The organism is Streptomyces sp. P9-A4 (genome assembly GCF_036634195.1).
In the GTDB taxonomy this organism is placed as follows: Bacteria; Actinomycetota; Actinomycetes; order Streptomycetales; family Streptomycetaceae; genus Streptomyces.
In genome coordinates this window covers 150,594-164,354 of sequence record NZ_JAZIFY010000001.1, presented here as the reverse complement: position 1 = coordinate 164,354, position 13,761 = coordinate 150,594, and the positions used below count along the sequence as shown (strand labels likewise).

Annotated in this window: 9 protein-coding genes and 2 pseudogenes; 7 read left to right on the top strand and 4 right to left on the bottom strand. The window is 68.2% G+C overall.

The genetic code is table 11. From position 1 onward, the window contains the following. Positions 1-6: 6 nt before the first annotated feature. A protein-coding gene (locus V4Y03_RS00750) for an IS5 family transposase (protein WP_443079853.1) occupies positions 7-796 on the bottom strand; the annotation gives its coding sequence in 2 pieces (ribosomal slippage) (positions 7-481 and positions 480-796; 792 coding nt in all). A gap of 272 nt (positions 797-1,068) precedes the next feature. On the opposite strand from V4Y03_RS00750, the gene V4Y03_RS00745 reads away from it, so the two are divergent. From V4Y03_RS00745 to V4Y03_RS00720, 6 genes and pseudogenes are all read left to right on the top strand, one after another. After that, on the top strand, positions 1,069-2,433 hold the full coding sequence (locus V4Y03_RS00745; RefSeq protein WP_332433519.1) for a glutamate decarboxylase: 1,365 nt from the start codon (positions 1,069-1,071) through the stop codon (positions 2,431-2,433). Between the two features lie 817 nt (positions 2,434-3,250). After that, positions 3,251-4,102, top strand: a complete 852-nt coding sequence (locus V4Y03_RS00740) for a transposase (RefSeq protein WP_332433518.1) — start codon at positions 3,251-3,253, stop codon at positions 4,100-4,102. A 523-nt stretch (positions 4,103-4,625) separates the two neighbouring features. Next, a complete protein-coding gene (locus V4Y03_RS00735) occupies positions 4,626-5,432 on the top strand; it encodes an SDR family oxidoreductase (RefSeq protein WP_332437078.1) in 807 nt (268 codons plus the stop codon). 6 nt (positions 5,433-5,438) lie between these two features. Beyond that, positions 5,439-6,380, top strand: a pseudogene (locus V4Y03_RS00730) (NAD(P)/FAD-dependent oxidoreductase); the annotation flags it as partial. Positions 6,381-6,861: 481 nt separating this feature from the next. Beyond that, positions 6,862-8,343: a cytochrome ubiquinol oxidase subunit I gene (locus tag V4Y03_RS00725; RefSeq protein ID WP_317872855.1), complete on the top strand. Its 1,482-nt coding sequence runs from the start codon at positions 6,862-6,864 to the stop codon at positions 8,341-8,343. Between the two features lie 2 nt (positions 8,344-8,345). Next, positions 8,346-9,386, top strand: a complete 1,041-nt coding sequence (locus V4Y03_RS00720) for a cytochrome d ubiquinol oxidase subunit II (RefSeq protein ID WP_317872856.1) — start codon at positions 8,346-8,348, stop codon at positions 9,384-9,386. Between the two features lie 87 nt (positions 9,387-9,473). Here V4Y03_RS00720 and V4Y03_RS00715 read toward each other — a convergent pair whose 3' ends face one another. Next, entirely contained in the window at positions 9,474-11,054 is a 1,581-nt protein-coding gene (locus V4Y03_RS00715; protein WP_332433517.1) for a GMC family oxidoreductase, read from the bottom strand. A 178-nt stretch (positions 11,055-11,232) separates the two neighbouring features. After that, complete coding sequence (locus tag V4Y03_RS00710) at positions 11,233-11,718, bottom strand: gluconokinase (RefSeq protein WP_332437077.1); 486 nt, start codon at positions 11,716-11,718, stop codon at positions 11,233-11,235. 384 nt (positions 11,719-12,102) lie between these two features. On the opposite strand from V4Y03_RS00710, the pseudogene V4Y03_RS00705 reads away from it, so the two are divergent. After that, positions 12,103-12,869: pseudogene (locus V4Y03_RS00705) on the top strand (NAD(P)-dependent oxidoreductase). Here V4Y03_RS00705 and V4Y03_RS00700 read toward each other — a convergent pair. Continuing rightward, a complete protein-coding gene (locus V4Y03_RS00700; protein WP_332433516.1) occupies positions 12,847-13,755 on the bottom strand; it encodes a cyclase family protein in 909 nt (302 codons plus the stop codon). The pseudogene V4Y03_RS00705 and the gene V4Y03_RS00700 sit on opposite strands and share 23 nt — an antisense overlap. Positions 13,756-13,761: the final 6 nt, after the last annotated feature.

The window sequence follows — 13,761 nt, the reverse complement described above, 5'->3', positions numbered from 1 at the left end:
CAACAGTCACGATTCGATCTTCTTGAGGCGCCTCCAGCAGATGAGGCTGCAGCCCAATGAGACCAAGGTGTCGTGGAGTTCGAGGCGTCGTTCCCATCGGACGGCGAGACGTTTGAACTGGTGGAGCAGGGCGAAGGTCTGCTCGATGACGTAGCGGAGCTTGCCAAGGCCCTTGATGTTCGGGGCTCCCTTGAGGGAGATGACCGGCAGGATCCTGCGGCGCCGCAGTTCCCGGCGTACGGCCTTCGAGTCGTACGCCTTGTCGCCCAGGACGGCCTCGGGGCGCCGTCGCGGTCGGCCGGGCCGGCCAGCGACGGACGGGATGCCGTCGACCAGATTAAAGGTCTGGGTGATGTCGTTGACGTTCGCCGCGGTGGTGATGACTTTGAGCGGGGTGCCGCGTCCGTCGCAGATCAGGTGGTGTTTGCTGCCTGTCTTCCGCCGGTCGACCGGCGACGGGCCGGTGCCGGCGCCCCTTTTTCGCGCGGATGTGGGAACCATCCACGCAGGCCCGTGACCAGTCGAGTTCACCGGCCGCGTTCAGCTTCGCGAGCAGGACCCGGTGGAGCTGGTCGAAGACCCCGGCCTTCTGCCAGCGGTCCAAACGCCGCCAGCACGTCTGTCCCGAGCCGAACCCTAGCTCCAGCGGCAGGAGCTGCCAGGCTATGTCGTTGTGGAGGACGAACAAGATGCCCTGGAGGCAGAGCCGGTCCGACACTGGTCTCGGTCCCGGCGACCGCTCCGGCCAGGGTGGTAGCAACGGCTCGATCAGTGCCCACAAGTCGTCGTCCACGATCCACGGCCGAGTACTCACACCATCACGAACGGCCAAATCGTCTCACCGGTCACGGCCAGCCAGGACGTTTCAGCAAGATCGTGTTACGAGCTCTAAGGGCGTAGGCCCCGTCAGCGGGGGGCAGTACCTGGCGCGACTACATGCCGTGAACTTCCGGATCTTCGGTGCCGCAGTGCGAGGTGACAGGCTGCCACGTCCATGATCGAAACCTTGCAATTGTGCCTCGGCGTGTCCCTCTCGGAGGCCAGCTCCGGCACTGCTTGAATCGCCGCATGACTAAGCGCGACGATGCGGCCCTGTTCGGTAATCGATTCTTGACCGAGCCTGCCCCCTCGGAGACTTTCCCCGAGGAAGGCATGACCGCGACGGACGCAATGAGGCTTGTGGATGTGGATCTCGCCATGGAGGGCGACCCGCAACGCAACTTGGCTACCTTTGTCACTACTTGGATGGAGCCTGAGGCGCAACGGCTCATTGCCGAGAACCTCCACCGCAATTTTATTGACCACGCGGAGTACCCCATTTCCGCCGAGATCGAGCAGCGTTGCGTGCGCATGCTCGCCGACCTCTTCCATGCCCCCGGCAGGACGACCGGATGTCGGACCCAGGGCTCGTCCGAGGCGATCATGCTTGGCGCGCTGTCGCTGAAGTGGAAGTGGCGCGAGCGCCGTCAGGCGGCCAAGCTGTCGATCGATCGGCCCAACCTGATTTTCGGCGGTGACGTCCACGTCGTGTGGGAGAAGTTCTGCCGCTACTTCGACGTCGAGCCGCGGATCGTGCCGCTTGCGGAGGGCAAGTACACGATCGGCCCGGAGGACGTGGAGCCCCATCTCGACGAGAACACGATCGGCGTCGTCGCCGTCCTCGGCACCACATTCACCGGGCACAAGGACGACGTCGTCGGGATCGACAAACTCCTGCGAGACGTCCGTAAAGAGCGGGACCTCGACATCCCGATCCACGTCGACGGTGCCAGCGGCGCATTCGTGTGGCCCTTCCTCTACCCGGACTCGAAATGGGACTTCCGGCTCGAGCAGGTTCGTTCGATCAATGTCTCGGGACACAAGTACGGACTGGTCTACCCCGGCATCGGCTGGCTGGTCTTCCGTGAGGAGTCCGACCTGGCCAAGAACCTCGTGTTCTACGAGAACTATTTGGGCAAGACCGACGCGACGTTCACGCTGAACTTTTCCACCGGTGCGTCGATGGTGCTCGCGCAGTACTACAACTTCGTGCGTCTCGGTCGACAGGGCTACACCTACGTCATGAAGGTGATGCAGGACAACGCCCATGTATTGGCGGACAACCTGCGTAGCAGCGGCCGTTTCGAAGTGATCGGCGGCGACCTTGAGCAGTTGCCGTTGGTCGCTTTCCGCCTCGCTGGCAAGCATGCCTACGACGAGTCCGACGTTGCCTGGCAGCTCTCGGCCGAGCGCGGCTGGATGGTACCGGCGTACACCCTTCCGCCCAACGCGGAGCGCGTGAAGATCATGCGTGCCCTGGTCAAGGAGACCCTGAGCCGCGAGCAGATTGACCGCCTGAGCCATGACATTCTCGACGCCTGTCGCACTTTGGACGGCAAGGGTGCGACTCATGGGATCGAGCGGGCCCAGGTCAAGCGCGGTACCGGCTACTGACACACCACCGCCCCCTGTCGCACCCCCGCTCGCTCAGGGCGTCTTCAGCGCGAGTTGGCCATCAATGCAGGTCAAAGGTCTAAGCGGGTTCAATGGGGGCAATACTGTTGCTGCAACTTTACGGCTGCGCCATCGCTCGGTGCGTGTTGGTATGGAGCAGGAGGCCACCGACAGGTCACTGAAACTGACACAGTCTCGCGTGCTGACGGCCGATGGCATCGCGTACTCGCTGATCTCCTTTTCCCTCGCCTGGACGGTCGGGCTGATGGGACTGATCTCGATGCGGAAAGGGGCAAAAGGCGAGGCCCACGCCATTGAAGTGCGTCAAGGCACGTCGGGTCGGATACGCAGCGGGTCCCCGGGATCCTCGTGGAAGCCGGCCCGCATGCGGCTATCGCGTTGGTTCGTTGCACGGACCCGGACATGCGGCAGATGGACGTCGCAGCAGTAGCAGCCGACCGTGCCAGGCACGGCTGGGACGGCTCACTCACAGGGTTTCTCGCCGCTCTGGATCCCGGTAGTGCTCACGATTGGGTGCGCGCCGCTCTCGGCGAGCCCTCCAGCACGAAGCGTTAGCCAGCTTGTCCCACGTGCGGTTGCGTGACGTCATGGCCGGGGAACGCGAAAGTGCCTTCTGTACTGGGAAGACGAGGCTTGTGGAAGGCCTCAGCCCAGCGGGAAAGCACCTGCTGCGTGCACACTACCGGGTTACGTCCCCGGTTCCTTGTCTCCGCCGACGGGCACGGGGTGGTATCCGATGCAGGGTCTCGTCTGCTGGCCGATCTGGCCGATGCCACGGGGCTGACCAGTGCCTTCGGTGACGTTCTGCGCAGGCTGCGGCCGCGCGGCACCGGACACGAACCCGGGCTGGGTCGCCGCAGACTTGGCGGTGATGCTTGCCGACGGCGGTGATGCGGTCGCCGACCTGGCGCTGCTGCGCGACCAGCCCGACATGCGCCCGGTCGCGTTCACCCACCGCCTGGCGGCTGCTGGCCGACATCGATGTGGCCACGCTTTGCGCCGTGCGCCGGGCCCCACCACCGCCCGCGAGGTGGCCTGGCTGCAAGCCGGCGAGACACACCAGGGCATACCCGCCGCCCGCTCCGGCGGGCGCGACCTGCCCGGACTGGTCCTGGACATCGACGCCACCTTGATCACCTGCCACCCCGAAAAGCAGCAGGCCGCCCCTACCTACAGGGGCGGCTTCGGCTATGGCCCACCGCTGCGCCTCCTCGGCAGAACCGGCGAAGCCCTGGCCGAGGTGCTGCGACCGGGCAACGCCGGCGTCAACATCGCCACCGACCACATCGCCGTCCTGGATGCGGCCATGGCCCAGATCCCCGACGCCCACCGCCACGGCACCGAGAACCTGGTGCGCGCCGACAGCGCCGGATCCGCGAAAACCTTCCTCGCTCACCTCCGTGCCATGCGCTCACGCGACGCTCACACGTCCTTCTCCGTCGGCTGCCACATCACCGGGTCGGTCCGGCGAGCCATCCGGCAGCTTCCCGACCAGGTCCGGCACCCCGCCCTCGAACAGGACGGCACCGTCCGCAACGGGGCCGAAGCCGCCGAACTGACCAGCCTGGTCGACGTGGCGGGATGCCGAGGCCGGAGGCCTCCGTCCACGGCGGCGCGCACATCCTGCCGCGGCGCGAGCCTCGGGTGAGGAACGTGTGTCGGTTGGAGGAGAGGCGGTCCTCGCGGACGATTCGAGGAACTGGCCTGTTCGGCTCAGGCGTCCAGACCACGACGGGCTCCAGCTTCTCGCCGCGTGGACTTCCAGTGCTCGGAGGGCTCGCCTGTCCAGACGAGCGGTTAGGCCAGGTGACGGACGGAAGCCCGACGAAGCACGCCCAGTTCTTGACGAAGGCATGCTCGCAATCACGACCTTGCACCTCCACCGCGTCGCAGGGCAACCAGAAGCTGCGGAACGTGCCGCACGTTCGGGCGTAGCCCGACCGAGTGGCATGGCTGGTCGAGACAGGGGTGCGTGGCGCGCCGGTCCGCCCCGCCGCGACACCGGGTGCTTTCGTCGGGGTGCGGCATGCGACGGCTCCTACGCCCGTTCCGGCGGGCCGACCGACCCCCGGCCTTCCTCATGCGCGTCGCCCGTCCCCGGCGGGCGTGCCGTCCGAAACGCCGAAGGAGAGATCGTGGTGGCAGGAAGTGTCGACGAGAACCGCGGGGCGATGTCCGCGCAGCTTCTCAGGGGCCAGAAGGCCCTGGTGACGGGCGCCAACTCGGGTATCGGCCTGGCGACGGCCGTTGCCTTGGGCCGCGCGGGAGCGGACGTCGTGGTGAACTACGTCGTTGGCGCGGACGAGGCCGAGAAGGTCGTGGCGCAGATCAAGGACTTCGGCGTCCGCGCCTACGCCCACGAGGCCGACGTGTCCGACGAGGACCAGGTGGTTGCCATGGTCGCGCGGATGGTCGAGGAGTTCGGCACGATCGACATCATGGTGGCCAACGCGGGCCTGCAGCGGGACGCGCCGGTGACGGAGATGACGCTCGCCCAGTGGCAGAAGGTCATCGACGTCAACCTGACCGGCCAGTTCCTCTGCGCTAGGGAGGCCGCCAAGGAGTTCGTGCGGCGCGGTGTGGTGCCGGAGGTGTCCCGGTCGGCCGGGAAGATCATCTGTATGAGCTCTGTCCACCAGATCGTCCCGTGGTCGGGGCATGTGAACTACGCCTCCTCCAAGGGTGGTGTGGGCATGATGATGCAGACCCTCGCCCAGGAGCTGGCCCCCAAGCGGATCAGGGTCAACGCGGTCGCACCCGGCGCCATCCGCACACCGATCAACCGTGACGCATGGTCCACCCCCGAAGCCGAAGCCGACCTGCTGCGCCTCATCCCGTACCGCCGCGTGGGCGACCCGGACGACATCGCCAACGCCGTCGTGGCCATGGCATCCGACCTGCTCGACTACGTCGTCGGCAGCACGCTCTACGTCGACGGCGGAATGACGCTCTTCCCTGGCTTCGCCACCGGAGGCTGACCTCCGATGCAGGATCACGTCACGCCCCGCCGGGTGGTGATTCTCGGTGGGGGGTTCGCCGGGCTGTTCGCGGCCCGTGCCCTGCGGCGATCACCGGTCGCGGTAACCGTGGTCGACCGCCGCGCCCACCACCTCTTCCAACCGCTGCTCTACCAGTGCGCCTCCGGAATTCTGTCCGAGGGACAGATCGCGCAACCGCTCCGCGCGGTCCTACGACGCCACCACAACGTGAGCTGCCTGCTCGCAGAAGCCACAGACGTGGACGTCAAAGCCCGGATGGTCCACCCCCGGCGACTTGAGGGCGGAGTTCTTCAACTTCCCTACGACGATCTGATCGTCGCGGTCGGCATGCGTCAGTCCCACTTCGGGCACGACGACTTCGCCGCGCACGCCCCCGGCATGAAGACCCTGAACGACGCGCTGGACATCCGCCGACGGATCTACCGGGCCTTCGAGATGGCCGAAACGGCCGCAGACGACCGGGAACGGCAGCAGTGGCTCACCTTCGCGCTCGTCGGCGGCGGGGCGACCGGTGTCGAACTCGCGGGACAGATCCGGGAGATCGCCGGCCACACGCTCGACCGGCAGTTCCAGAAGATTGATTCAGCCCAGGCCCGGGTGCTGCTCTTCGAGGGATCCGACGCGGTGCTGGGCGCGTGCGGCCCCCCACTGGCCCACTGTGCGGCCCGAACCCTGAAAAGCCTCGGTGTGGAGCTTCTTCTGGGCACGATGGTCACCGACATCGACGCCCATGGCCTGACGGTACAAGACCATGACGGCGCGACGACCCGGTTCGAGGCACGCACCGTGCTGTGGACAGCGGGCGTCGAGGCACCGCCCCTCGCGGCCGCGCCGGCCCGGGCAACCGGCGCTACCCAGGACCGGGCCGGACGCATCGCCGTCGAACCCGACCTCACCCTCCCCGGTCATCCGGAGATCCGCGTCACGGGCGACGTGACGAGCCTGAACCGGCTGCCGGGCCTGGCCGAGGTCGCCATGCAGTCGGGCGCATACGCGGGCAGGGTCGTGCGCCACGCGGTGGAGGGCAGGACGAAACAGCCGAAGCCCTTCGAGTACCGGGACCTCGGCAGCGCCGCCTACATCTCGCGCGGCCGGGCCGTCGTCAAGGCCGGCCCGCTGCACCTTTCGGGCGGGATCGGCTGGCTGGCCTGGCTCTTCATCCGATCTGGCCTTCCTCACCGGATTCCGGAGCAGGCTGGGAGCGGTGCTCAGCTGGTTTGTCGCCTTCGCCACCAGCTCGCGACGGGAGCGGGCCTTCACGATGTCCGACGCCCACGCACCGGCCGGCCCGGGGTTCGGGCAGAAGACACCCCCGCCGCCTCCGTGAACCACGGTGCCACGCTGCCCTCTTTCGCCCCCCGTCGTTCCTCAGCCCCCGCGCCCCGCGGGGCAGACCATCGAGGCGCACATGCTCAGCACATTGGCCCTTCTGGCGGACGCCCCGCCCCAACTCCTGCCGGCTCGTCAGCTGATGGCCTTCACTCTGGGCATGCACATCCTGCTGGTCCCCTTCGGAGTGGCGCTGCCGTTCATCACGTTGTTGATGCATCACCGGGGGCTGCGCCGCAACGACCCCGTCGCCCTCAAGCTCGCCCGGCGCTGGTCGGCGGTGATGGCCGTTCAATTCGCCATCGGCGTCGTCACCGGCACGGTGTTGTCGTTCGAGCTCGGACTGCTGTGGCCCGGCATGATGGGGCGCTGGGGTGACGTCTTCGGACTCGGTTTCGGCGTCGAGGCCTGGGCCTTCTTCCTCGAAGCCGTGCTGATCGCGATCTACCTCTACGGATGGCGCCGTCTGAAGCCCTGGACGCACTTCTGGCTGGGAGTACCGCTGCCGCTGGCCGCCTTGATGGGGGCGTTCGGCATCATCGCCGCCAACTCGTGGATGAACACGCCGCAGGGGTTCAGCCTCGACGCCCAGGGCAATCCCGTCGACGTCGACGTGCGGAAGGCGATTTTCACACCGATGTTCGGCCCGGAGTACTGGCACTTCGTGGTCGCGATGTTCATGACTGCCGGATTCGTGGTGGCCGGGGTGTACGCGGTCGGTTGGCTGCGTGGGCGCCGTGACCGGTACCACCGGCTCGGCTTCACGCTGCCGTTCACCGTTGCCGCGATCCTCACCCCGGTTCAGTTCGTGATCGGTGACTCCGCCGCTCGCGCCGTCTTCCACAAGCAACCGATCAAGTTCGCAGCCATGGAGATCGTCTGGAAGACCGACACCCATGTGCCGGAGTACATGTTCGGACGGCTGAACAGCGACGGGACGATCTCCGGTGGACTCAAGATTCCCCAACTGGACTCGATCCTCGCCGGCTTCAAGCCGAGCACCCAGGTGACCGGGCTGACTTCGGTGCCGGCGTCCGATCGGCCCACCGCCGTCCAGGCCACCATCGCCCACTGGGCCTTCGACATCATGGTCACCATCGGCAGCCTGCTGATCCTGCTCGTGCTGTGGTACGGATGGTGCTGGCTGCGACACCGCGAACTTCCCCGCAGCCGCTGGTTCTTCCGCTGCGCCGCCCTCGCCGGAGCCGCATGCCTGCTCACCGTGGAGTGCGGCTGGATCACGACGGAAGTGGGCCGCCAGCCCTGGATCGTCTACAACCAGATGCGGGTCTCCGAGGCGGTGACCGACACCCAGGCCAGTTCACTGTGGACGATGCTCGGCCTCGTCATCGTCGTGTACGTGGCCGTCTTCGGCGCGTTTCTGGCGGTCGTCCTGAAAATGCGAACGAGCTGGCGCATCGCCGACGAGGGCTCGGCCGACGCGCGCGCCGCACTGCCCCCTGAGACCGACACCCCCTACGGACCCAGAAGCGATCCCGAGCCCACAGCCGCCGCCGGCGCGCCCGGTGGTACCTCCGACCGTAACCCCGGGGGTGAGTGACGATGGCCGAGGTCATCGCCTGGGTCCTGGTGATCGCGATCGCCGCCTACGCGTGTGCCGGGGGTACGGACTACGGCGCGGGCTTCTGGGACCTCCTGGCCGGAGGAGCGGAGCGGGGCAAGCGGGCCCGCTGGCTGATCGACCACGCCATGGCGCCGGTCTGGGAGGTCAACAACGTCTGGTTGATCTTCGTCTTCGTCGTCATGTGGACCGGGTTCCCGACGATGTTCCAGGCCGTCTTCGAGGCCATGTGGCTGCCGCTCGCTCTGGCCGCCGTCGGCCTGGTGCTCCGCGGCGCCGGATTCGCCCTGCGCAAGCCGACCCGGCGACTTGCCCAACGGCGTATCTACGGGGCAGCGTTCGCCATCTCATCCCTGCTCACGCCCTTCTTCCTCGGGGCGGTGCTCGGCGGCATCGCCGCCGGTCGGGTTGCGGTCGGGACGACCGCCTCCGCGGACGCCTGGGCCAACCCGACCTCCGTCCTCACGGGCCTGCTGGCGATTGCCGCCACCGCCTTCCTCGGGGCGGTGTTCCTCTGCTCCGACGCTCGACGGTTCGACGCCGATGACCTCGTCGACTACTTCCGCCTGCGGGCGCTGTGCGCTTTCGCCGCGGTCGTCGTCCTCGCGCTCATCGCCCTGCCCGTCACCCACGACGATGCCCGGCACGTCTGGGAGGGGCTCACCGGTGGCCTGGGCCTGCTGCTGATCATCCTGGCCGCAGCCTGCGGTCTGGCCACTGTGCTGCTTCTGCTGCGCCGGTCCTACAGCTGGTCCCGCTGGACGTCGGTGGCGAGCGTCGCCCTGACCGTCGGCGCCTGGGGCTTCGCACAGCGGCCCTACATGCTGCCCACCTCGCTGACGGTGGCCGAGGCTGCCGGAGCCGCCCACACCCTGCGCTGGCTCGCGATCGTCACGGTCATCGCGATCGTTCTCGTCGGCCCGGCGCTGGTGCTGCTCTACCGGCTCGACACACTCGGTGACCTGGAGCCGCTCACCGACGCGGACACCGGGGCCGCCGGAACACCCGGGGACAACCAGTAGCGGAACCGTCCGGTTCAGGACAGGACGGAGCCGGCGGCGGGTGGACGTGCCACCCGCCGCCGGCTCCATCGCCGCGTGTTGCAACCTTCAGCGCAGCCGCGCGGCGATGTGGTCGCCGACCCGCAGGGCGTTGGCGATCGCGGTCAGGGACGGGTTCACCGCGCCGATACTGGGGAAGAAGCTCGTGTCCACGACGTAGAGGTTGTCGAGGTCGTGGGCCTTGCAGTCGACGTCCAGGGCCGAGTTGCTGGGGTCGGTGCCGAACCGGATCGTGCCCGCCTGGTGCGCGGTGGCCCCGATGGGCATGCCCTTGTGCAGATAGATGCTGTGCGACAGCAGATGGTGCTCGTGCATGCCCAGGTGCCCAAGCATCCCCTGCAACTTGTGCTGGAGGCGCTTGAGCCCGGCGATGTTGTTCTTCTCGTCGAGAGCGAGGTGGATGTCGCCGTTCTCGTCGAGGGTGACGCGGCTCTCGGGCAGCGGGAGATCCTCTCCGCACAGCCAGAAGTCCACGGCATGATGCGCGAGCACCTCGAACGGCATGTCCGGGGATACCGCGCCGGCCCAGCGCGGCGCCTCGCCATGGATCTGGTCGGCGTCCGACTTGCCCAGCATCTGGATGCCGCCGAGGGGGAAGTCCCAGTCGTCCGCGCCCAGATACCAGTCGTGCAGCGCCAGGGTCTTCTGGAACCTGGTGGGGTTCGGTTCCTTCGACACCGCCATCAGCGCCAGGTTGTTGTGACGCATGTAGTGGCGTCCCACCACGTCCGAGCTGTTGGCCAGGCCACCGGGGTGCTTGTCGTTCGCCGAGCGGAGCAGGAGAGCGGCCGAGTTGACTGCCCCGCAGGCGACCACCACGATGTCGGCGCTGAACCCCTGGGTGGTTCCGTCCCCGAGTTCGGCCACGACCCCGGTGACGGAGCGTCCGGTCGGGTCGGTTTCCAGGCGCCGCACGTTGGCGCCCGTCACCATCGTGACGTTGTCGTGCTTCAGCGCCGGATCGACGCAGATCACCTGTGCATCGGACTTGGCGCCCATCAGGCAGGGGAAGCCGTCGACCCGGTCGCAACGGATGCAGACACTGGAATGGGTGGCCCGGCCGTTCTCGTCCTGAGTGAAGTTCACGCCGATGGGCAGGTGGAAGGGGTGTAGGCCCTTCTTCTCCAGGTCGTCGCTCAGTTGCTGGATGCGCGGCTCGTGCTCCACCGGAGGGTGCGGATACGGGCCACTGGCCGGGCCCTCGGTGGGATCCTCGCCATGCCGTCCGTGCACCAGGTAGAGCTGCTCGGCCTGCGTGTAGTACGGCTCCAGGTCCTCGTAGCGGATCGGCCAGGCCGGTGAGATGCCGTCGTGGTGGCGAAGCTCGCCGAAGTCCTCGGGCCGGAGCCGGAACAGTGCCGCCCCGTAGAACTTGGTGTTCCCCCCGACGTAGTAGTTCACTTCCGGGGGGAACTCGTTGCCGTCCTTGTCGTACCAGAACTCGGGGGCACGGTACTTGCCCTTGACGAAGACGGCGGTGGAGTCCCAGTTGTCCCGCTCCCGCGGCAGGTAGTCGCCGCGCTCCAGGATCAGGATCCGCCTGCCGGTGGGGGCCAGTCGGTGGGCGAGCGTGCCGCCGCCGGCTCCCGTACCGATGACGATGACGTCGTAGTGCTGATCGTCGGCCATGCGTAGGTCCCGTTCTAGGAGGCGTTGGCTGCCCGGGCCCCAGCGTGCGTAAGGAAGCCGCTGTGGGTGCCGTGGAGACGGGCACCCGCTGACGGGGGAGGAGAGATCCGGCGCCGCATCCGAAGCTAACGGGCGGTACCGGCGGCGGCGACCGGATGAGTGCCGAACGGGTGTCTGGTCACCCGATCGCCCGTACCGCGTCCGCAGCCTTGTCGACGATGCTCTGGAGATCAGACGTCGCGTCGACGGTCAGCCCCGGCTCGTCCGGCTGCAGCGGTTCGAGGGCGGTGTACTGGGAGCCCTCCAACTCGGGCGGCATGAAATGGCCCACGCGTCCGGCGACCCGTCGTTCGGCGGACGCCCGGTCGAGCGCGAGGTGCAGGAACCACACACCGGCGCCCGCCTGGCGGAGCAGGTCACGGTACTCCACCTTGTGGGCCGAACAGGCCACCACGCCGCCTTGGGCGGATGCGGTCGCCTCCCGGATCCATGCGGCGAGGGCCAGCAGCCACGGCCGGCGATCCTCGTCGTCGAGCGGACGGCCCGCAGCCATCTTCGCGCGGTTCGCGGCCGGGTGGAGGTCGTCCGCCTCCAGGAAGGGCACCATGAGCCGCTCCGCGAGCAGCCCGCCGACGGTGGACTTCCCCGAACCTGAGACACCCATGACCACGACGACCGTGGCCACCTGTCGGGTTGTTCGCACGACGTTCCTCCGAGGTGGCGCTAGTCCGACCCGATACCTGTGTGTGACGACGGATCCGAACACCGTCCTGGCCGCAACTTACGTGAGGTCCGACGACACGACCGGGGGACCTGCTGGTCGAACGCGTGGTTTCGGGAACGGGCCGTGTGCCGACGGTGGCCGGGATCTGCCGCGCCACCCATGTCCGCCAGGCACATCCGTTAGCCCTGACGGCCGTGCATGACCGAGTGTTACGGAGTTGTCTGTCATGGATTCGACCTATGTGACCCCTGGTCCCTGGGTCGTCCCGGCGATCCGAGCGCCGCCCGGTTCCTGCTCCCGTAGCCGCCGACGCAGGTCGGCGGTCTGCCCGACGGACTGCCCGTCGCGGTGTGGGACGGTACCGGCGGTCCGCCCGCCGTCGAGGAACTGGCTGCGGTGGAGTTCTTCGTCGTCCCTTACACCTTCGCGGGCGCTGGTGCGGCAGTCCTCCCGCGCCTGCCGCGACTGCGCGTCGTCCAGTCCCTTTCAGCCTGTGTCGACGACCTCGTGAAGTACGTTCCCAGCGGCGCCGTTCTCTGCAACGCCAGGGGAGTTCACGACGCCAGCACCGCCGAACTGGCCGTGTCACTCGCCCTCGCGTCGCTCCGCGGCATTCCTGACTTCGTCCGTGCCCAGGACTCCGAGGAGTGGCGGACCGGCTTCCGCCCGGCGTCGGCCGACCGGACCGTCCTGCTGGTGGGCTACGGCTCCGTCGCCGCCGCCGTCGAGGACCGCCTCACGCCCTTCGAGTGCGAGGTCCTGCGAGTTGCCCGGACGGCCCGCACCACTCCACGCGGGACCGTCCACGCTCTCGCCGACCTGCCCGGGCTCCTGCCCCGCGCCGACATCGTGATGCTCACCGTCCCACTCACCCAGGACACCCGTGGCCTGGTGGATGCGGACTTCCTCGCTCTGATGGCGGACGGCGCCCTGCTGGTGAACGTGTCCAGACACTGATCAGCCCTCATGCCGGAGGCAACAGCTCGGCCTTTCCGCCCCGGGCGCTGCGGCTGATCCGCGCCCAACTGCTACGCCACCTGGCCGGGGAGCCGTTCGGGGCCGGACACCTCAGAAGACGGCGATCGGATTGACCGGTGAACCGGTGGCGTCCGGCAGCCTCAGCGGGGCGATCACACAGAGGAACGACCAGCGCCCCTCCGCTTCGCAGACCGGCGCCAGGTCCTCGAACTGCAGGTAGTCCAGCAGATGAAGGCCCATGGCGCGGACGGCCAGCACATGCACGGGGAAGTCGACGCCCTCGGTGGAACTCGGGGCGGTGTCGTTGTTCCCGTCGCCCCCGAGTACGGCGACCCGCCGATCCGCCAGGAACTCCAGCGCGGACGGATGGAGCCCCGCGCGCGCCTCCGCCGCGTGCCAGGCGCCCAGCTCGGCGCGGCGTCGGCGGTGGCCGACCCGGACGAACAGGAGGTCGCCCTCCGTTACCCGCACGTGCTGGGCGGTCTCGGCGGAGCTGAGGTCGTCGGCGGTGACGTCATCACCCGGTTCGAGCCACGGCACGCCGCGCAGCCGAGGGATGTCGAGCAGCACGCCGCGTCCGACGATCCCGTCGTGAGCCACCTCGATGGAGAGCGCCGTGGCGCCGTCCGGCCCGACGCTGTCCGCGGGCACGCCGCCGTGCAGCGTGCCGTCGTAGATCACGTGGCACAGCGCGTCGATGTGGCTGTCGGCGTCACCGTGCACGTTCATCGCGAAGCTGTCCCTTGCGAAGTGCAGCCCGCTCGACAGGTCCTCCTTCGGCTGCCGACTCATCCGGTGCCTTGCCGGCTCCGGGTTGTCCGGACCCGACGACGTCTCCACCGGCGCGGCGAGCGTGATGGTCCGGCCGGCACGCACCTCGCGGGTGGCGGCCAGCACGCGGTCAGGGGTCAGTGCGTCCAGAGCACCGCGGTCGCCCCCGGCCCAGGCTGTGTGCGTGACCAGGCGCCGGTACAGCGCGTCGAACTCAGCCTTCGTCATCCGTGA

What these genes read in the sequence shown, in the direction of transcription:
- V4Y03_RS00720 (WP_317872856.1), top strand. Translation starts at nt 8,346, where the DNA reads ATGGCCGAGGTCATCGCCTGGGTCCTGGTGATCGCGATCGCCGCCTAC.
- V4Y03_RS00700 (WP_332433516.1), bottom strand. Translation starts at nt 13,755, where the DNA reads ATGACGAAGGCTGAGTTCGACGCGCTGTACCGGCGCCTGGTCACGCAC.
- V4Y03_RS00710 (WP_332437077.1), bottom strand. Translation starts at nt 11,718, where the DNA reads ATGGGTGTCTCAGGTTCGGGGAAGTCCACCGTCGGCGGGCTGCTCGCG.
- V4Y03_RS00735 (WP_332437078.1), top strand. Translation starts at nt 4,626, where the DNA reads ATGTCCGCGCAGCTTCTCAGGGGCCAGAAGGCCCTGGTGACGGGCGCC.
- V4Y03_RS00715 (WP_332433517.1), bottom strand. Translation starts at nt 11,054, where the DNA reads ATGGCCGACGATCAGCACTACGACGTCATCGTCATCGGTACGGGAGCC.
- V4Y03_RS00745 (WP_332433519.1), top strand. Translation starts at nt 1,069, where the DNA reads ATGACTAAGCGCGACGATGCGGCCCTGTTCGGTAATCGATTCTTGACC.
- V4Y03_RS00725 (WP_317872855.1), top strand. Translation starts at nt 6,862, where the DNA reads ATGCTCAGCACATTGGCCCTTCTGGCGGACGCCCCGCCCCAACTCCTG.